The organism is Catenulispora sp. EB89, from assembly GCF_041261445.1.
In the GTDB taxonomy this organism is placed as follows: domain Bacteria; phylum Actinomycetota; class Actinomycetes; order Streptomycetales; family Catenulisporaceae; genus Catenulispora.
In genome coordinates this window covers 64,085-82,700 of the sequence record NZ_JBGCCU010000038.1, presented here as the reverse complement: position 1 = coordinate 82,700, position 18,616 = coordinate 64,085, and the positions used below count along the sequence as shown (strand labels likewise).

The following is an 18,616-nucleotide window of genomic DNA, read 5'->3' as shown; positions in this document are numbered from 1 at the left end:
CGACCGGTACAAAGCTACGTGTCTTTGGCCCCACACCGTAGCCAGCCCGACCCGGACAAAAGCCCCTCGCAACCGCCCCGAACCCAAACAGCAGTAACGAATTACGTGTTTCTACGCACCCCCGAGCGCATCAAGCCCCTGAGTCAGCAGCCAACGCCGCGAACTCCGCCGACCAATCCGGCACCGCATCGCCCGCGTCGTAAATCTCGAACGTCTTCCCCGCCGCATCCTGCGACACCAGCGCCGCGACGGCAGCCGCCGCCACCGAAGCCCGGCTGATCCGTCCGTCTCCGGCGTCGCCCTGCTCCAGCCGCACCCCGGACGCCGGCCCCGATGTCAGCCACGCCGGCCGCACGATCGTGTACGCCGCCCTGCTGGCCCGCAGCGCCTCCTCACCCCGGCCGCGGGCGGTGACGATCCCTGACATGTCCGGGTGCTCCGCGGCCCGGGTGATGTAGATCTGCGAGACCAGCACCACCCGTGCGCCGCTTCGGGCGGCGGCCTTGGCGACCGCCGCCACGCCGTGGTGCATCACCGCCTCGGCGCCGTGGTCGTCCGTCGGCGGTTCGACCGAGATCACCACTCCGTCGTAGCCGTCGAGCTGCGCCGCGTCGAAGCCGGACGCCAGGTCGACCACGACGGTGTCGGCAGTGCTAACGGTGCCAGCGGCGCCCGCGACGCCACGCGGACGCCGCCCCGCGACCGTCACCCGCGCACCCCGCTCCAGCAGCAGCGACGTCACGAGCGAGCCGGTCCGGCCCGAACCGCCGAGCACCAAGTACCTGCCATCAGCCACAGAATCACGAACCGTCATAAGGCCATTCTCCGATCAACGGCCCGTCTACGGCTGTTCCGCCACCTCCGGATACGCCGCCGAGTTGCCTGCCATCAGCGGCGACGACTCGCCCTTCAGAGTCTTGTCGAAGAACGCTGCGACGTAGTCCCGAGTGATCTGAATGCCGCGGATGCCGTCCAGGGTCTGCCCCGGGACCGGCATCCCCACCTCCTCCGCCAGCACCGCGATGTCGGTGAACGACGCGTGCGCCTCGCCCGAAACCGCGAACCACCGCTTGTAGCCGGTCAGATCGGCCCAGGTGGCGCCCCAGGTGGGATCCAGGTACGGCGCGTCCCCCTCGACGTGGTCGCTCTGCTTGCCGAACAGCATGAACGCCCGGTCGCCGAGCGCCCCGGCCGGAACCGCGGGCAGGAAGGTGCCGTCCAGGTTCACGCCGGCCTTGATCCGCGGGTCGGCCTCCATCGCCGCCGCAGCCGCCGCGCCGCCGGCCGAGTGCCCGGCCATGCCGATGCTGTGCTTGTCTATCAGGTGGCTGAGATCCCAGGCGTGACCCCGGGTCAGCTGGTCGACGACGAACTTCACGTCCACGCCACGGCTGGCGACCAACTGATCGTCACTGGCCGGATCGCTCCCGTTCTGGCTGCACCACAAGCACGGTGCGATACTCCCGTCCGCCAACTGCTCGCCGCTGTCCTCGTACGGATGCCCGACCAGCGCCACGACGTAGCCGCGGCTGGCCAGATCGGTCGCCACCGAGGTCAGAGTCGCCCGCGGGTTCTCCAACCCGGGCGACAGCACGACCAGCGGGAACTTGCCGTGCGCAGCGGAAGCGCCGGTGAAAGCGTGAGTCTGCAACGCCGCGACAGCATCAGCGGTGATGCCGAACCCCGGCGGCACCCGCTGAGCCACGAAGTTCTGCGCCTCGCCAGCGCTCATATAGGCCGCGGGCCGACCGGTGCCCTGACGCGCAGGGTAGAACATTGAGACAGTCAGTTGGCGATGGCCGGCCGAGGGGTTCCACGGGTCGAGGCGGCTGGTGTCGGTCAGGTGCAGAACGTCCTCGCCGACCGCGTAGCGACCGGTCGGCGCCGGCAGCGCGAGATGCACGGCGGCCGGAAGAGCGGCAGAGCCCGCAGACGCAGAAACCGAGGACGGTCGCGCAGCCAGAGCCGAAGCCGGAACCGAAGCCGAAGCGGCACCGGACCCGACAAAAGTGATAGCGGAGACAGACAGGGCAACGATCGCGGAGGCCGCCAGACGGCGTCGGTTGATTTCCATACCTCGACGTTATGAGCCACGCCCCTCATCGTGGATCAGCCCACAGATGGTACTTCCGCGCAGGTCATCCCCCAGATCCAGGGGCCTCATCCCGCAGGATGAAGCCCCTGTCATGAGCGACGCCGACCCGCAGGTCAGCCGACGACAGCCAGCGCGTCGATCTCCACCAGCATCGACGCCTTCGGCAGCTCCACGAAGATGGTCGTCCGGCCCGGCTTCACACCGTCCGCGCCGATGTTCGCCTCGATGAACTCCGCGTACGCCTCGTTCATCGCCGCGAAGTGGTCCCGCGTCGTGAGGTAGACGCGGAACATCACGACGTCGTCGACGGTGCCGCCGCCGGCCTCGACGATCGCCTTCACGTTCTCCAGCGTCCGCGCGGTCTGCGCCTTCACGTCGCCTGGCGCCACGTACTCACCGGTCGCCGGGTCCTCCCCGCCCTGACCGGACACCTGCAGGATGGGGCCCTTCCGCACACCCTGGGAGAACATCGGCATCGGGGCCGGGGCGCCGTCGGTACGGATCTCAGTCTTGGCGGAGGTCATCAGAGGGCTCACTTTCTTTCGGGGATGTCAAGGAGAGACAAACGAATCAGGATCCGAATTTCACGGCGCGCCGGCGTCCGCCGAAATCGCACGCACGGTATCCAGCAGCTGCGGCAACAGCTCCAGCACCTGCTCGTACGGAAGCACCACGTCCGGCACGGAGATCGACACCGCGGCCACCGCCCGCCCGGACGCGTCCCGCACCGGCGCCCCGACGCAGTTGATGAACGTCTCGTGCTCGGCGTGGTCCTGCGCCCACCCCTGCGCGGCCACCGCGTCGAGCTCCGCGAGCAGCTGGGGCGCGGAGGTGATGGTGTTCGGCGTGTGCGGCACGAACTCGATCCCCGCCACCACCCGCCGCCGCTCCGCCACCGGCAGGTCCGCGAGCAGCACCTTCGCCACCGCCGTGTTGTGCAGTCCGGCGCGCAGCCCGACGCGCGAGTACATGCGCACCTTGTGCCGCGAGTCGTACTTGTCGATGTAGACGACCTCGCCGCCCTCGTACGCGGCCAGGTGCACGGTCTGCCCGGTCGCGGCGTTCAGCGCGGCCAGATGCGGTGCCGCGATCCGGCGGACGCCGCGCTGCTCCATCGCCAGGTTCGCCAACGCGAACAGCCCGGCCCCGAGGTGGTAGCGGTAGTCGGCGTCCCGGTAGACGAACCGGTCCTCCTCCAGCGACTGGAGCAGCCGCAGCACGGTGGTCTTGTGCACGCCGACCACCTCGGCCAGCTGGTCGAGCGAGCGCTCGCCGTCGCCGAGCTCGGCGAGCAGGCGCAGGGCGCGGGTGACGGTCTGGCTCATGGCACCCTCACTTTCTCGCGGACGACGCCGCCGGCGCGACCCACGCTGCGGTGAACGGATGATGGCTGACGACGGATCACGGACGCACAGTCTCCGGTCCGCCGACCGCGATACCACCGACCACGACGCCGCCAGCCGAAATCCGCGTCGCCCGCCACTCCTCCGCCGAAGCGTCCAGCAGCGCGGCGATCGTCGCCGCCGACCACTGACCGTCGTGCTCAACAGCGACAGAACGGCCAGCACCATCGCCACGATCGGCAGCCAGCCGACTCAAGTCGCCCAACTCCCCCACATCCCCGTGCGCCACCAACGCCGAAGCAGCCGCCAAATGCCCGAGCCGCAACCGCCGCCGCTGATCGAACCCGTGCAGCGTCCCGGCCAGGTAGCCGGCCGCGAACGCGTCGCCGGCGCCAGTCGGCTCGACCACGTCCACCGTCAGCGCCGGCTCGGACACGGCACCGTCCGCCGTCAGCGCCGTGACCACCCGCTCGGCGTCCTTAACCACGATCGTCGACGGCCCGGGAAACAGTTCCCTGAGTTCGGCCGGAACGCCGGTACCGAATGCGGCCTCGGCCTCGTCGGCACCCAGCAGTGCGATGTCCGCCGCGTTCACGAACTCCTGCAGCACTTCCGCGTCGCGGTCCCGCCACAGCACCGGCCGCCAGTTCAGATCGAAGCTGACCAGCCGCTGCCCGCGCGGCGCGTCCAGCAACGCCCGCACCATCGCCAGGCACGTCTCCGACAACGCCGGCGTGATCCCCGTGAGATGCACCAGCCTCGCGCCCTCGACCAAACCCGCGACCGCCGGCTCGCTCAACGTCGCCGGCGACATCGCCGACGCGGCCGAACCCGCGCGGTAGTAATGCAGCCTGCTGCGACCCGCGCCGAGATCGCCGTCGCGATCGGATCCGCCGGTCTCCTTCAGGTACAACCCCGTCGGCCGCACGGAATCGACGGCCACGCCCGAGGTGTCCACGCCCCGCCGCGCCACCTCGCCGACCAGCCGGCGTCCGAACCCGTCGTCCCCGACGCGGCTCACCCAAGCGCTCGGCACCCCCAGCGCCCGCAGCGCGCACGCCACGTTCGACTCCGCGCCGCCGGTCGACACCGCGAACGACTCGACCCCGTCCAGCGGCCCGGGCCGGTCCGGCAGCAGCGCCGCCATCGACTCGCCGACACACACCGCCCACGGCGTCACCATGCGGCCTCCCCAGCCATCCGTCGTTCCCGTCCTCACCGCTTCGCCAGGCCCGCCACGAGTGCCGCAGCGTTGACCGCCCTTCGGCTCGAATGCTAGAACCGAAGCACAGCATATGCAACGAGCGTTGCACATAGTGCAACGCTCCAGGAAGCGGAGGTGCCGCATGGTCCACCAGACGTTCGGCAGCCGCACCGCGTCCACCGGCATCGACCGGGCGGCGGTCGCCGCGCTCGCCGAGGAGCGCCTGGACTGGCGGTTCAAGGCCCTGCCCCCGCAGGCCTGGGGACGGACCGCGCACGCCTGGCTCGCCTCGGCCCCGCACCTGTCCGACCTCGGCACCCCGCTCCTCACTCTCGACGCCGGCGCGCTGGACCACAACCTGCTCACGATGGCCGCCTGGTGCCGCGATGCCGGCGTCGCCCTCGCCCCGCACGGCAAGACCACGATGGCCCCGGAGCTGTGGCAGGCCCAACTGGACGCCGGCGCGGTCGGCATCACGCTCGCCAACCTCCCGCAGCTGCACGTCGCCCGGGCCTTCGGCGTCCAGCGCCTGATGCTCGCCAACGCCCTGCTCGACCCGGCCGGCCTGGCGTGGATCGCCGCCGAACTGGCCGCCGACCCGGACTTCGCGTTCGTCTCGTGGGTCGACTCCGTGGCCTCCGTGGCCCAGATGGACGCCGCCCTGCGCGCCGCGGGCGTCGGCAGCGGCGCCGATCCCGAGACGGACCGCCCGGTCGAGGTGCTCGTCGAGCTCGGCGGCACCGGCGGCCGGACCGGGGCGCGCAGCATCACAGAGGCCGAAGACATCGCGAACGCCGTCCGAGCGGCACCGACGCTGAGGCTCGCGGGTATCGCAGGGTACGAAGGCTGTCTGGCTCACGACGCCTCGCTCGAAAGCCTGAAGACAGTCCGCAGCTACCTTCGCGACCTCGCCGAGCTGCACCTCCGCCTCGCCGCCGCCTACGAGAGCGAGCACCCGATCGTCACCGCGGGCGGCAGCGCCTACTTCGACGACGTCGCCGAGATCCTGAAGCCGGCAGCCGTCGAATCAGGGGCCGAAGTCGTCCTGCGTTCCGGTGCCTACGTCATCCATGACGACGGGCACTACCGAGAGATCTCTCCGCTCTCTCGCGACGCCTCAAAGACCTCCTTCCGAGCAGCGATGCACGGCTGGGCCCGCGTCGTCTCCCACCCCGAGCCGCAGCTCTCGCTGCTGGACGCCGGCAAGCGCGACTTCCCCTTCGACGAAGGCCTGCCGATGCCGGCCGTCGGCACCGTCACCGCGCTGAACGACCAGCACACGTTCCTGCGCGACGCCGGCGAGACCGCTCCCGTCGGCACCGTGCTCCGCTTCGGCCTCTCGCATCCGTGCACGGCGTTCGACAAATGGACGCTCATCCCCGTCCTGGACGACGCCGACAGCGCCGACCCGCTGATCGTCGATCTGGTGAGGACGTTCTTCTGATGGCAGACCTGGTTTTCCGTGGCGCCACGATCATCGACGGCACCGGGGCCGACCGCTTCCGCGCCGATGTCACCGTCACGGACGGGGTGATCGCCGCCGTGGACAGCGAGCCGGGACGACCGCCCGCCGCCCGCACGACCGCCGCCCGCACCATCGACGCCGACGGCCTCGTCCTGGCCCCCGGCTTCATCGACATGCACGCGCACTCCGACCTGCGCACCCTCGTCGAACGCGACCACCCCTCGCGCGTCACCCAGGGCGTGACCTGCGAAGTCCTCGGCCAGGACGGCCTGTCCTACGCCCCGGTGGACGACACCACGCTGCCGGCCCTGCGCCGCCAGATCGCCGGCTGGAACGGCGACCCCGACGGCTTCGACTGGTCCTGGCGCACCGTCGGCGAATACCTCGACCGGCTGGATCAGGGTATTGCCGTCAACGCCTGCTACCTCGTCCCGCACGGCTCGGTCCGCATGCTCGCGATGGGCTGGGACAACCGCGAACCGGACCGCGCCGAGCTGAACCGCATGCGCGAGCTGGTCGCGCAGGGCATGCGCGAAGGCGCCGTCGGCATGTCCAGCGGACTGTCCTACACGCCGGGCATGTACGCCGGCACCGACGAGCTGATCGAACTCTGCGAAGTCGTCGCCGCGTTCGGCGGCTACCACTCCCCGCACCAGCGCTCCTACGGCGCCGGCGCCCTCGGCGGCTACGCCGAGATGATCGAGATCTCGCGCCGCTCCGGCTGCCCGCTGCACCTCGCGCACGCCACGATGAACTTCGGTGTCAACGCCGGCCGGGCCGCCGAGCTCCTGGAGCTGGTCGACGCCGGCCTGGCAGAGGGCTGCGACATCAGCCTGGACACCTACCCCTACCTGCCGGGCTCCACGACCCTGGCCGCCCTGCTGCCGAGCTGGTCGGCCGAGGGCGGCCCGGACGCGACGCTGGCCCGGCTCGCGGATCCGGCGTCCCGGGAACGGATCCGGCGCGACGTCGAGGACCGCGGCAGCGACGGCAACCACGGCATGGTCGTCGACTGGCAGACCATCCAGATCTCCGGCGTCCAGGATCCGTCGCTGGCCGACGCCGTCGGCCGCACCGTCGCCGAGATCGCCGCCGCGCGCGCCGTGACCGGCACCGAGGCGTTCGTCGACCTGCTGCGCACCGACCGCCTGGGGACCACGATCCTGCACCACGTCGGCAACGAGGAGAACGTGCGCGCCATCATGCGGCACCGCGCGCACACCGTCGGCAGCGACGGGCTGCTGGTCGGCGCGCGTCCGCATCCACGCGCCTGGGGCACGTTCCCGCGCTATCTCGGCCACTACAGCCGGGATCTCAAAGTCCTGACGCTGGAGGAGACGGTCGCGCGGATGACCGGACGGCCGGCCCGGCGCCTGCGCCTGGACCGGCGCGGCCTGGTCCGCGTCGGCCACCACGCCGATCTGGTGCTGTTCGATCCGCGGACCGTCACCGACACCGCGACCTTCGAGCAGCCCCGCCAGGCCGCCGACGGCATCGTCGAAGTGCTGGTCAACGGCGTTTCGGTACTAACCGACGGTACGCCCACCGGGGCCCTCCCGGGCCGGGCGCTGCGACGTACAGAGCAGGGGGTATCAGCCTTATGACGTTCGACCTTCCGCATCCGGACTTCCGCGCGGCACTGGCCGCCGAACCGGTGATAGCCGTGGTGCGCGCACCTTCGATCCCTGATTCGGCGGCGCTGTGCGCGGCGCTGGCCGCCGGCGGCATCACCTGCACCGAGCTCACGTTCAGCACGCCCGACGTGGTGCCGCACCTGCGGGCCGCCGTCGCCGCCGGGCACCGCATCGGCGCCGGGACGGTGATGAACGCGCAGCAGGCGAAGGACGCGATCGACGCCGGGGTCTCGTTCCTCGTCACCCCCGGGCTGCGGCCCGAGGTCGCCGCGGCCGCGCACGAGGCGGGCGTCCCGATCGTGCTGGGAGCGCTGACGCCGACCGAGGTCGCGCAGGCGGTGGATCTCGGCACGGCGGCCGTGAAGATCTTCCCCGCCAAGGCTTTCGGCCCCGGCTACTTCAAGGACCTCAACGGCCCGTACCCGGGTCTGCCGCTGGTCGCCTCCGGCGGCGTCAACGCCGGCAACGCCGCGGACTTCCTGGCGCAGGGAGCGCTCGCGGTGTGTGCGGGCACTGATGTGGTGCCGCCGGATGTCGTGGCGGCGGGAGACTGGCCCGAGATCACCCGGCGCGCCCGGGTGTTCATGGCGGCCTTCAAGCCATCGGCCTGACACCCGAGAGATCGATCACCTGGCATCACCTGGTAGCACGTGGCACCCGGCGTCTCCCATACGGCGATAAACTGGATCTATCACTAGCGAGCGCGCACGCCGGGAGCACCACCATCGCCACGTCCCTCCGTACCCCGACCATCGCGCAGCTCAAAGCCTTCGCCACGGTCGCCGAACATCTGCACTTCCGGGACTCGGCGGCGGTGCTCGGGATGAGTCAGCCGGCGCTGTCCGGGGCGATCGCGGCCCTGGAGGAGAGCCTCGGGACGCGGCTGGTCGAGCGCACCACGCGCAAGGTGCTGCTGACGTCGTCCGGCGAGCGGGTGGCGCGGCACGCACAGCGCGTCCTGGCGGCGATGGACGACCTGGTCCAGGAGGCCGCGGCGGCGCGGCAGCCGTTCACCGGGACGGTGAAGGTCGGCGTGATCCCGACGCTGGCCCCGTACCTGCTGCCGGCGTTGCTGCGGCCGTTGAAGAAGCGGTTCCCGGACCTGGACCTGTTCGTCCACGAGGAACAGACCGCGGTGCTGCTGGAGGGCATAGCGTCCGGACGGCTCGACCTCGGGCTGCTCGCGTTGCCGGCCGGCGCCCCGGGCGTCGACGAGCTGGCGCTGTATGACGAGGACTTCCTGGTCGTGGCACCCGAGCACACGCTCCCGGTCGGGACCGGCCCGGTCTCCCGGAAGGTGCTCAAGCAGCACGACATCCTGCTGCTGGAAGAGGGCCACTGCCTGCGGGACCAGGCGCTGGACGTCTGCGCCGAGGTGGGTGCCGCCGGCTCCGGGGCGACGCGCGCCGCGTCGCTGTCGACGCTGGTCCAGCTGGTCGCCGGCGGCATAGGGGTGACGTTGCTGCCAGAGACGGCGGTCGCCGTTGACGCGCGCGCCGGGTCGGGCCTGGAGGCTCGCAGGTTCGACGGGACGGCGCCGTCGCGGCGGATCGGGCTGGTGTACCGGTCGTCGTCGGCGCGGGCCGAAGAGTTCGGCGGCCTGGCGGCGGCGATGCGCGAGGCGGTCGCGGCGGCCCGGCTGCCGGTGCGGCTGGTCTCTCAGGCCCCACAGGTCCCGCAGGTCCCGGCGGTCCCGTTGGCCGCGCCGGTCCCACTGGCCCCGCTGGTCACGGCGCAGGCCGGTGACCGGAGCTGACTCTTCATCTGTCCCCGCCGCAGGTGAAGCGGCAGCTCCGGCCCACCAGCAAATCATGCTGAGAATTGAGTGAAACGCCAAGAGTTGTTGCCGATCGGTTATCAACTTTTGCTCGGTGATGACCGATTCGTGATGCTACCGCCACGTACCGCACAGTTGATCATCCGCTCCGCAGTCCCGGCCGCCCTGCTTCAATAGCGCCATGACGCCCCGTGAGACTCCCGTGCCGCCCGCAGTAGCCGCCCTGCCGCACGATCCGCGCGGCTACCCCATCCCCGCGATCACGCCGCGTGACGCCGAGGGACACCCGGCGTTCGCGATCACCGGCGCGGCCCGCACGCTGATCTGCGCGATCGAGCGCCGCTGCTCGATCTGCGGGACGCCGATGGCCGAAGGGCCGGTCTACCGCGTCATCGCGGCGGCCGAGACGGAGGCGCTGACCGCGGCACACAAGGCCGGACGGACCGCGACCAACAAGGCGCCGTCCCCCGAGCCGCCGGGGCACCGCGCCTGCATGCTCTTCGCCGCCTTCACCTGCCCCTTCCTGGCCCGCCCCAACGCGCGCCGGGGCCAAGACGCGGACGTGATGGGCTCGGCGCTGACCCGCGGCACGGCGCGGGGCAGTTCGACCGAGTCCGGAACCGAGATCGGCGGCGCGGTCGCGGGCTTCGCAGACTACGAATTCCGGTACACGCCGGGCGCCAACCAGGTGGCGTTCGTCTTCAGCGGTCTGACCGAGCTCCGGACGCATCAGCTTGGCGCGGACCAGATTCCCGAGCTCATCAATGCACTGACTGACGCCGAACCGCCTGTCGGGACGTGCCCGCCGTACCTGCTCGACGACGAGGAAGCCGCGACGGCGTACGCCCGCGCGCTGCTGGAGGAGGCGATGGCGCGGAGCCGGGGATCCGGCGTTACCGAAGCGTGATAATCGGCGGCAAACCCCGGGGCCGATGGGACGTCTACAGGGCGACACCGTTTCGGGGAAAGGACCTCATCGTGAGTCGCTCTTCTTCACGCCGCCTGCTCGTGAGTGCCGCTGCTGCGACCTCGGTCGCGCTGCTGGCTTCGGCCTGCGGCGGCTCGACGGAACATCCGAAGGTCGCGCCGGTCGCCGCGGGGGCGACCCGGACGGCTTCGGCGCCGCCGGCTTCGCAGCCTTCGCAGCCTTCGCAGCCTTCGACGTCCGCCACGCCGTCGGCCTCATCCTCGTCCGCACAGGGTTCGACCGGCTCGGCGCCGTCCGGGGCGGGTCCGCAGTACGCCGTCGGCACGCCGCTGATCTCCGACGGCTCCGCGACGGTGAACATCGGCGGGGCGCAAGTGCGGTTCCCGACGACGGTCTCCGAGGCGTCCTGGTCGCCGGACGGCAGCCGGATCGCGTTCATCGACGGCTCCGGGAACCTGGCCACCGCGCGGCCGGACGGCAGCGACGTGATCGTACTGGTGCAGCCGAGTCAGGGGTCGAAGTTGTCCGCGCCGTCATGGCAGGGCGGGACCGTGCTGTACACGGAGCTGAACGCGGCCGGGACACACGTCGTGGAGCAGGCGTCGGTCGCGGGGCAGCACAACCACGCCAGCAGCGAGCTGTACCTGATGGGCCCGAGCGGCACGCACGACGTGGCGGACACCTCGAACCCGGTCAGCGTCGAGAACCAGACCCTGTCCGGGACCTCGTCGGAGCTGGTCTTCCAGTCGCACGACGCCAACGGCCCGGACCTGTGGATCCACTGGCTGGACAGCAACGCGCGCGGCGGCGCCGACCCCGCCACACCGATGGGCCCGGGCAGCTGGCCGGCGTTGAGCCCGAGCGAGCAGCTGGCGTTCGTGGGGAGCAACGGCGGGATCGACGTCATCCCCGCGCACACGCCGTTCAAGAACGCCGCGACCACGCAGGAGGCGACGAAGGTCGCCGACGCGAGCGGCGCCACGCACCTGGCGTGGACGCCCGACGGCGCGTCGCTCGCCTACTCGACGCCGAACGGCATCATGGAGGTGGCGGTCGGCAAGCCGGGGGCCGGCCCGACTCAGCTTTCTGCGAAGCCCGGCGTCGTGTCCTTCCTGCCGAAGTCCGCGGACCAGGTCGTGACGCTGGCCGGAAACACGCCAAACGACCTGGTCGGCGCGTCCGTCGCGGTCTCGCGGCACCGCTGGGAGACGCAGACCGGCAGCACGCCGGCCCCCGCCGGCGGCGGCCCGCACGGCCCGTTCGCGATGTCGGTGACGATCGTCGCGGCCGACGACCCGGCGACCGCGCAGAAGGAGCTCGGGTGGGCCGGGCTGTACGGCCCGACGCTGCTCACCACCGGCGACAACCTCGACCCGCGCCTGGTCGCCGAGGCCAAGCGGGTCCTGGGCACGCCGAACACCCGCGACCCCTTCGACGGCATGGACACCGTCAACCTGGTCGGCGCCCCCGGCGCGATCCCGGCCGGCACCGACGCGGCGTTCACCAGGCTCGGCTACAAGGTGGTCCACATCACCGAAGCCCCGAAGCCGAACCCGGCCGACGCCGCCATGGCGGCGCACCCGACGATCGCGGTCGTCGACCCCACCGACACCGCGGCCCTGGCCGAGGCACAGGCGGAAGGCACGCACGTGCTACGGCTGACCGGCGGCAAGCTCTCGACCGCGGACGCCGCCTACCTGACCGGCCTGGACGCGAACTACGAAGTCGCCGCCCCGCAGATCGTGGCCTTCGGCGACCAGGCGTTCGCGGCCGCGACGGCGCTGACGTACAAGCGCCTCCCGGTGCCCACGGAGGCGCTGGGCACGACCCACGCGGACTGGCTCGCGGCCACCGCCATGGGCACGGCGACGAACACCCTGACCCTGGTCGCGGGCAACAGCCCGGCCGACGTCCTGCTCGCCGACCTCAGCAGCCCGCAGCAGGGCTACTTCGACTACACCACGTCGACGGTGACGATCGACCCCGCGCAGGGCATCTCGCCGACGCTCAAGGCACTACTGCAGGCCCGGTCGGCCGACATCAACGAGCTGGACGTCATCGACACCTCCGGCAAGCTCGCAACGGGGGCGCTGGACCAGCTCGGGACGCTGGTCAGCGGCCCGCTCGGGTTCCAGACGCAGGCGAATCAGACGGCTGACGCGCTGGCGAAGAGCCAGCCGGTGACGCGCGGGTGGTGACGGAGTAACGGGGGCGGCAGACAGGGGGACTGGTAACACCATTCGCACTGGTCACAGGCGTTTCAGGCGTACGGGACCGCTCCGGCGGAGCCGTAAACTGACCGCCCCCTAGTACGAAGGCCACATCCGTGAACGACGTGATCCGGTTCCACTACTCCGCCAGGCTGCGATACGGGTACACAGCAGCTGCCGCCCTCATTCTGGCGACGGGCCTGGTACTCACCGTCACCCATCACGCGATCAAGCACTATCCGGCCTGGTACTTCGTTCTGATGGGACTGATCGGCACCACGACGGCGGTGCGGATGTGCCTGGCACCCAGCGCGACCCTGACACCGCAGGGAATCGCCATCCGGACACGCAACTTCAAGACGACCCAGCTGGCCTGGCACGAGATCGCCGACGTCGAGATCAGGACGGTCGGCACGGGCCGCGACGAGCGGGAAGTCGCCGTGCTGGTTCTGGCGGACGGAACGAGGACGCCTCTGGTGACGGTGCAGAACCCGGTCCGCCCGCATTCGCCGCTCGTGCGCTACCTGGCTTGGCGCCCGAGCCGAGACAAAGCCTTCCCGACGAAGGTCGATGCCATCAGGACCCGGATCGAGGTCTACGGGCACGACACGGCCAAAGTCGGTACGTGAGCTGAAGCCCCGGCGCTCGATCGTGGGTGCCGGGGCTGGCAGGCATGATCGCTCTTGCCCCTACTGCGCCTCGTCTTTAGCGGTCTCCGGGCAACCAGAAGGCTCCGCAACAGCGCCGGCATGCTGTCGCAACCCGGGCCCAGAGCATTGGCCTGCGAAAAGTGGCGGATGACCCAATGCTCCGGCGGGCTCTTCATGGCTTGATCGTAGAGCTCGACGACTTACACGGCCGGCGGCTTACTCCCAATCCGCATCACCGGACCAGTCGAGTCCTGGAAGAAGCCATTCCCCTCCCCTCCACAATCTCGCTACGAGAAAATTCCAAGCGCGCCCGCAAGTCGCGAACTCGCGCACCCAGGTCGTCGTCCCGCCCCCACGACGCGTTCATCGGCGCGGGAAGCGCCCGCCGGCTTCCGGAACGAGTGACCAGCACGACTCGACTGACGTCGCCGTCTCCCGACTCCCTGTCCTCGAACGAATCAACGTCGCCCCAGCCCACGGTTCGCCGGCGCAGCGGACGCCACAGAGTGATGCCCACATCGCTGACGACCGTGCGGCCGAATGCGCTGTCACCGAGGACGACCGCGTTCACCAGCGCGACCACTCCCAGCAGCGGCACGGTGAATTGCGATCGTCCACCGTTGAAGACGTGCAGAAAGCTGAGGACGGCGCACACCGCCGCGGCGAGGACACACCCTGAGGCGCAGGCCAGGAGCCTCCTTCGCTGCCCTCGCCGCAACACCAAAACGAACGGCTCCATCGTCACGTCCTCAGACGTCGTCTCAACGTCTACGCCGTCGGCGGCTTACTCCCGATCCGCATCACCGGACCAGTCGTGTCTTGGAAGAAGTCATTCCCCTTGTCATCCACCACGATGAAAGCCGGGAAGTCCTCCACCTCGATCCGCCACACGGCCTCCATCCCCAGCTCGGCGTACTCCAGCACCTCGACCTTCTTGATGCAGTCCTGCGCCAGCCGCGCCGCGGGGCCGCCGATCGAGCCGAGGTAGAAGCCGCCGTGCTCCGCGCAGGCGTCGGTGACCTGCTTCGAGCGGTTGCCCTTGGCCAGCATCACCATCGAGCCGCCGGCGGCCTGGAACTGGGCGACGTAGGAGTCCATGCGGCCGGCGGTGGTCGGGCCGAAGGAGCCGGAGGCGTAGCCTTCGGGGGTCTTGGCCGGGCCCGCGTAGTAGACCGGGTGGTCCTTCATGTACTGCGGCATCGGTTCGCCCGCGTCGAGGCGCTCCTTGATCTTCGCGTGCGCGATGTCGCGGGCCACGACCAGGGTGCCGGTCAGGGCCAGGCGGGTCTTCACCGGGTACTTCGACAGTTCCGAGCGGATCTCGGTCATCGGGCGCGACAGGTCGACGCGCACGACGTCGTCGTCCAGGTGGTCGTCGGTGGTCTCTGGGAGGAAGTGGCCGGGTTCGAACTCCAGCTGCTCCAGGAAGACGCCGTCGCGGGTGATCTTGCCCAGGGCCTGGCGGTCCGCCGAGCAGGACACGGCCATCGCCACCGGGAGGGAGGCGCCGTGCCGGGGCAGGCGGATCACGCGGACGTCGTGGCAGAAGTACTTGCCGCCGAACTGCGCGCCGATGCCGATGCGGCGGGTCAGCTCCAGGACCTCGGCCTCCAGCTCCAGGTCGCGGAAGCCGTGGGCGGTGATCGAGCCCTGCTTCGGCATCGTGTCCAGGTAGCGCGCCGAGGCGTACTTGGCGGTCTTGAGCGCGAACTCCGCCGAGGTGCCGCCGATCACGATCGCCAGGTGGTACGGCGGGCAGGCCGCGGTGCCCAGGGAGCGGATCTTCTCCTCCAGGAACTTCAGCATCGCCTTGGGGTTCAGGATCGCCTTCGTCTCCTGATACAGGTACGACTTGTTCGCCGACCCGCCGCCCTTGGCCATGAACAGGAACTTGTACGCGTCCCCGTCCGTGGCATACAGCTCCACCTGCGCCGGCAGGTTCGAGCCGGTGTTCTTCTCGTCCCACATCGTCAGCGGTGCCATCTGCGAGTAGCGCAGGTTCAGCCGGGTGTAGGCGTCGTACACGCCGCGCGCGATGTGCGCCTCGTCGCCGCCGGCGGTCAGCACCTGCTGGCCGCGCTTGCCCATCACGATCGCGGTGCCGGTGTCCTGGCACATCGGCAGGATGCCGCCGGCCGAGATGTTGACGTTCTTCAGCAGGTCCAGCGCCACGAACCGGTCGTTCGGCGAGGCCTCCGGGTCGTCCAGGATGTTGCGCAGTTGCTGCAGGTGCCCAGGACGCAGGTAGTGCGCGATGTCGTGCATCGCGGTCTCGGTGAGCAGCCGCAGCGCCTCCGGCTCGACCTGCAGGAACGTGCGCCCGCCGGCCTCCACGGTGCTGACGCCCTCGCTGGTGAGCAGGCGGTTCGGGGTCTCGTCCGGCCCCGTCGGGAGGAGGTCGGCGTACTCGAAGTCAGGCATGCCGCCAGCGTACTCGCGAGCCGCGGAGGCCCCGGAAGCCCTGCTTGTGCGGTGTGCCACACCGGGTCCCGGGCACTTGAAACTCAAACATCATACGTCTTACCATCGGACGCATGACGATATCGCTCGACCGGCCCGGCAGCCGCGAAACGGACCTCCTGGAAACGGACCTCCTGGAACGCGTCGAGCGCCTCACCGAACCCAGCACGCCGGCCGAGCCCGAGGAACGCCGCCAGCAGCAGGTCGCCGGCGGCGCCCTGATCCTGGCCGGCATCATCCTGGTCGCGGCCAACCTGCGGCTCGGCGTCTCCTCCACCGGCCCGCTGCTCGACCAGCTGCGCGACCGCCTGCACCTCGGCGCCGGCGTGGTCACCCTGCTGCCCACGCTCTGGGTCGTGATCTTCGCCTTCGCCGGCCCGGCCGGCTCCTGGCTGGCGCGCCGGCACGGCGCCGGCTCGGTCCTGGCCGCGAGCCTGGCGGTCCTGGTCGCGGGCTCCGCGGTGCGCGGCATCCCGGACGTCCCCGGCCTGCTGGCCGGCTCGGTGCTGGCCGGTATCGGCATCGCGCTGGGCAACGTCCTGCTGCCGGTCGTGGTGCGCACCTACTTCCCGCACCGCATCGGCGCCATCACCGGCATCTACTCCACGATGATCGCCCTGGGCTCGACGGTCGCCGCGGGCATCGCGGTCCCGCTGTCCAACACCCTCGGCGGCCCCTCCGCCGGACTGGAGTTCTGGACCATCCCGGCCCTGGCCGGCCTCGCGCTGTGGCTGGTCAGCCACCCGCACCGGCGCCGCCACGACCGCGGCGTCGCGGCCGCGGCCGCCACCTCCGGCGTCGCGCAGCGGCCGCACATCCCGCTGAAGTCCCTGGCCAAGAACAAGCTCGCCTGGGCCATGACCTTCGCCTTCGGCCTGCAGAGCATGTCCGGGTACGTGGTCATGGGCTGGATCCCGACCGTCCTGCACGACCACGGCATGTCCGCCGCGGCCGCCGGCACCGTGCTGAGCGTGACGTTCGCGGTCAACGCGCCGCTGTCCTTCGTCGTGCCGCTGACCGCCGCGCGCCTGCGCAGCCAGCGCCTGCTGGCCATGGCCCTCGGCGTGGTCTTCGGGCTCGGCTTCGTCACCCTGATCATCGCCCCGGTCTCGCTGGCCTACCTGGCCGCGGTCCTGATCGGCGTCGGCATGGCCGCCTTCCCGCTGGTCCTGACGATGATCGGGCTGCGCGGCGGCACGCCGGAGGGCACCGCGGCCCTGTCCGCGTTCTCCCAGTCCGCCGGCTACCTGATCGCCGCGACGGGCCCGATCATGTTCGGCATCCTCGGCCACGCCCTGCACAGCTGGACCATCCCGCTGGGCATCATGGTCGCCGTGGTCCTGGCCCAGGGAGTCGTCGCTTCCTACGTGGGGTCACCCAAGCGCGGCACGTTGACAGCGTCTGGCGGGGACTCCGGCTCGGCCACCGCGGCCGCGAACTGAAAGACTGCCGTCTGTGGCGAACGGACTCACCGGCATCCAGCGCGGCTCACTGGTCGACGAAGTCATCGACAAGCTCCGCGAACAGATCAGCAGCGGCGCGTGGGCAGTGGACGCCCGCATCCCCACCGAGCCGGAGCTCGTCGAGGCTCTGAACGTGGGCCGCGGCACGGTCCGCGAGGCGGTGCGGGCCCTGGCCCACGCCGGCCTGCTGGAAGTGCGGCGCGGCGACGGGACGTACGTCCGGGCCCGCAGTGAGCTCTCCGGCGCGCTGCGGCGCGAGATCCTGGCGACGACGCACGACCACGTCCAGGAGGTCCGCCGCGCGATCGAGGTCGAGGCGGCCCGGCTGGCCGCCCGCCGGGCCACCCCCGCCGACCTCGAAGCGTGCGACGCCGCGCTGGCCGCCCGGGACGTCGCGGCGCGCAAGGTCGAGAAGGCCGATCCGAGCGACACGTCCTGGGTCGACGAGTGGGTCGAGGCCGACGCGCACTTCCACACCGCGATGGTCGCCGCCGCCGGCAACCCGCTGCTGCTCGACCTCTACCTGGAGATCGGCAGCGCACTGCGCACCGTGCTGACAGAGCGCGCGCTGCGCACCGACTTCGACCGGTTCCTGGTCGCCGGCCACAGCACCCTGCTGGACGCGGTGCGCGCCGGGGACCCCGAGGCTGCGGTACGCGAGGCCTCGCTGAACGTGGAGACCAGCGCGGAAGAGTAAGTCCCTCCCACGATCGCCGCGCGTATAGTGCACAAGGTGAGCGTGCCCGCAGCCTTTCCGGCCAACGACCCCCACAGCACCATGCGCGCTTCCGACGCCGACCGGGACCGTGTGGCGGACGCCCTGAGAGAGGCCTACGCGGAGGGCCGCCTCGACGTCGAAGAGCACAACGAGCGCATCGATCTCGCCTACAAGGCCAAGACCCTCGGCGAGCTGTCGCCGTTGCTGTCGGACCTGCCGCAGCGGCACGCCGCGACCCTGGCCGCCCCGGCCTCCCCGATTCCGCCGATGCCCGCGGACTACGCGCCGGGATCGAAAATCACAGCAGTTTTCGCCGAACAGAAGCGCGGCGGGCGCTGGGTCGTGCCGTCGCAGACCACCGCCGCGGCTGTCTTCGGCTCGGTCGTCATCGACCTGCGCGAGGCCGTGCTGACCCAGCGCGAGGTGGTCATCATCGCCAACGCGGTGTTCGGCTCGATCGAGATCAAGGTGCCGCACGGCGTCATCGTGCGCGACGAGGGCACCGCGGTGTTCGGCTCGCGCAGCGGTTCGGACCGGAACGCCGCCGGGGACGTGCCGATCACGCCGGACTCGCCGGTCGTGGTGGTGCGCGGGATGGCGCTGTTCGGCGAGGTGTCGGTGCGGTATCCCAAGCCGAAGAAGCTCGGCAAGTTCCTCGGGCGCTAGCGC

General features: G+C 70.8%; 17 protein-coding genes. 10 read left to right on the top strand and 7 right to left on the bottom strand.

Translation table 11 applies throughout. From position 1 onward, the window contains the following. Positions 1-130: 130 nt before the first annotated feature. The 5 genes from ABH920_RS46030 to ABH920_RS46010 all read right to left on the bottom strand — a co-directional run bounded on the left by ABH920_RS46030 (position 131) and on the right by ABH920_RS46010 (position 4,621). Positions 131-814: an SDR family oxidoreductase gene (locus ABH920_RS46030; RefSeq protein ID WP_370355690.1), complete on the bottom strand. Its 684-nt coding sequence runs from the start codon at positions 812-814 to the stop codon at positions 131-133. 27 nt (positions 815-841) lie between these two features. Then, positions 842-1,903 carry an alpha/beta hydrolase family protein gene (locus ABH920_RS46025; protein WP_370355689.1) on the bottom strand — a complete coding sequence of 354 codons (1,062 nt, stop codon included), beginning with the start codon at positions 1,901-1,903 and terminating at the stop codon, positions 842-844. A gap of 305 nt (positions 1,904-2,208) precedes the next feature. Beyond that, positions 2,209-2,619: a RidA family protein gene (locus tag ABH920_RS46020; protein WP_370355688.1), complete on the bottom strand. Its 411-nt coding sequence runs from the start codon at positions 2,617-2,619 to the stop codon at positions 2,209-2,211. A 60-nt stretch (positions 2,620-2,679) separates the two neighbouring features. After that, positions 2,680-3,420, bottom strand: a complete 741-nt coding sequence (locus ABH920_RS46015; protein ID WP_370355687.1) for an IclR family transcriptional regulator — start codon at positions 3,418-3,420, stop codon at positions 2,680-2,682. Between the two features lie 76 nt (positions 3,421-3,496). Continuing rightward, the gene (locus ABH920_RS46010; protein ID WP_370355686.1) at positions 3,497-4,621 is read right to left on the bottom strand and encodes a sugar kinase; all 1,125 of its coding nucleotides are present in this window, start codon (positions 4,619-4,621) and stop codon (positions 3,497-3,499) included. 163 nt (positions 4,622-4,784) lie between these two features. On the opposite strand from ABH920_RS46010, the gene ABH920_RS46005 reads away from it, so the two are divergent. The 7 genes from ABH920_RS46005 to ABH920_RS45975 all read left to right on the top strand — a co-directional run bounded on the left by ABH920_RS46005 (position 4,785) and on the right by ABH920_RS45975 (position 13,285). Further along, a complete protein-coding gene (locus ABH920_RS46005; protein ID WP_370355685.1) occupies positions 4,785-6,086 on the top strand; it encodes an amino acid deaminase in 1,302 nt (433 codons plus the stop codon). Further along, the gene (locus ABH920_RS46000) at positions 6,086-7,711 is read left to right on the top strand and encodes an amidohydrolase family protein (protein ID WP_370355684.1); all 1,626 of its coding nucleotides are present in this window, start codon (positions 6,086-6,088) and stop codon (positions 7,709-7,711) included. The genes ABH920_RS46005 and ABH920_RS46000 overlap by 1 nt, the downstream gene beginning before the upstream one ends. Further along, a complete protein-coding gene (locus ABH920_RS45995; protein WP_370355683.1) occupies positions 7,708-8,352 on the top strand; it encodes a bifunctional 4-hydroxy-2-oxoglutarate aldolase/2-dehydro-3-deoxy-phosphogluconate aldolase in 645 nt (214 codons plus the stop codon). The genes ABH920_RS46000 and ABH920_RS45995 overlap by 4 nt, the downstream gene beginning before the upstream one ends. Positions 8,353-8,465: 113 nt before the next feature. Next, complete coding sequence (locus ABH920_RS45990; protein WP_370355706.1) at positions 8,466-9,497, top strand: LysR substrate-binding domain-containing protein; 1,032 nt, start codon at positions 8,466-8,468, stop codon at positions 9,495-9,497. Between the two features lie 202 nt (positions 9,498-9,699). Then, positions 9,700-10,425, top strand: a complete 726-nt coding sequence (locus tag ABH920_RS45985; protein WP_370355682.1) for a hypothetical protein — start codon at positions 9,700-9,702, stop codon at positions 10,423-10,425. Positions 10,426-10,496: 71 nt separating this feature from the next. Further along, a complete protein-coding gene (locus ABH920_RS45980) occupies positions 10,497-12,644 on the top strand; it encodes a hypothetical protein (protein ID WP_370355681.1) in 2,148 nt (715 codons plus the stop codon). 128 nt (positions 12,645-12,772) lie between these two features. Beyond that, positions 12,773-13,285 (top strand): hypothetical protein, encoded by a 513-nt coding sequence (locus tag ABH920_RS45975; RefSeq protein WP_370355680.1) that lies wholly within the window; start codon positions 12,773-12,775, stop codon positions 13,283-13,285. Between the two features lie 253 nt (positions 13,286-13,538). On the opposite strand, the gene ABH920_RS45970 is transcribed toward ABH920_RS45975, so the two are convergent. Both ABH920_RS45970 and ABH920_RS45965 read right to left on the bottom strand, forming a co-directional pair. Further along, a complete protein-coding gene (locus ABH920_RS45970) occupies positions 13,539-14,045 on the bottom strand; it encodes a hypothetical protein (RefSeq protein ID WP_370355679.1) in 507 nt (168 codons plus the stop codon). A gap of 29 nt (positions 14,046-14,074) precedes the next feature. Then, a complete protein-coding gene (locus ABH920_RS45965; RefSeq protein WP_370355678.1) occupies positions 14,075-15,727 on the bottom strand; it encodes a fumarate hydratase in 1,653 nt (550 codons plus the stop codon). Between the two features lie 113 nt (positions 15,728-15,840). Between ABH920_RS45965 and ABH920_RS45960 the strand changes: the two genes are divergently transcribed. From ABH920_RS45960 to ABH920_RS45950, 3 genes are read left to right on the top strand one after another with little or no spacing between them, the layout of a single operon-like run. Then, positions 15,841-17,208: a CynX/NimT family MFS transporter gene (locus tag ABH920_RS45960; protein ID WP_370355677.1), complete on the top strand. Its 1,368-nt coding sequence runs from the start codon at positions 15,841-15,843 to the stop codon at positions 17,206-17,208. 13 nt (positions 17,209-17,221) lie between these two features. Beyond that, entirely contained in the window at positions 17,222-17,926 is a 705-nt protein-coding gene (locus tag ABH920_RS45955; RefSeq protein WP_370355676.1) for a FadR/GntR family transcriptional regulator, read from the top strand. 36 nt (positions 17,927-17,962) lie between these two features. Then, entirely contained in the window at positions 17,963-18,613 is a 651-nt protein-coding gene (locus ABH920_RS45950) for a DUF1707 domain-containing protein (RefSeq protein WP_370355675.1), read from the top strand. The last annotated feature ends 3 nt before the right edge of the window (positions 18,614-18,616 follow it).

Coding starts and splice junctions, on each gene's coding strand:
- ABH920_RS46030 (WP_370355690.1), bottom strand. CDS start 814: ATGACGGTTCGTGATTCTGTGGCTGATGGCAGGTACTTGGTGCTCGGC.
- ABH920_RS46020 (WP_370355688.1), bottom strand. CDS start 2,619: ATGACCTCCGCCAAGACTGAGATCCGTACCGACGGCGCCCCGGCCCCG.
- ABH920_RS46015 (WP_370355687.1), bottom strand. CDS start 3,420: ATGAGCCAGACCGTCACCCGCGCCCTGCGCCTGCTCGCCGAGCTCGGC.
- ABH920_RS46010 (WP_370355686.1), bottom strand. CDS start 4,621: ATGGTGACGCCGTGGGCGGTGTGTGTCGGCGAGTCGATGGCGGCGCTG.
- ABH920_RS46005 (WP_370355685.1), top strand. CDS start 4,785: ATGGTCCACCAGACGTTCGGCAGCCGCACCGCGTCCACCGGCATCGAC.
- ABH920_RS46000 (WP_370355684.1), top strand. CDS start 6,086: ATGGCAGACCTGGTTTTCCGTGGCGCCACGATCATCGACGGCACCGGG.
- ABH920_RS45995 (WP_370355683.1), top strand. CDS start 7,708: ATGACGTTCGACCTTCCGCATCCGGACTTCCGCGCGGCACTGGCCGCC.
- ABH920_RS45985 (WP_370355682.1), top strand. CDS start 9,700: ATGACGCCCCGTGAGACTCCCGTGCCGCCCGCAGTAGCCGCCCTGCCG.
- ABH920_RS45970 (WP_370355679.1), bottom strand. CDS start 14,045: ATGGAGCCGTTCGTTTTGGTGTTGCGGCGAGGGCAGCGAAGGAGGCTC.
- ABH920_RS45965 (WP_370355678.1), bottom strand. CDS start 15,727: ATGCCTGACTTCGAGTACGCCGACCTCCTCCCGACGGGGCCGGACGAG.
- ABH920_RS45960 (WP_370355677.1), top strand. CDS start 15,841: ATGACGATATCGCTCGACCGGCCCGGCAGCCGCGAAACGGACCTCCTG.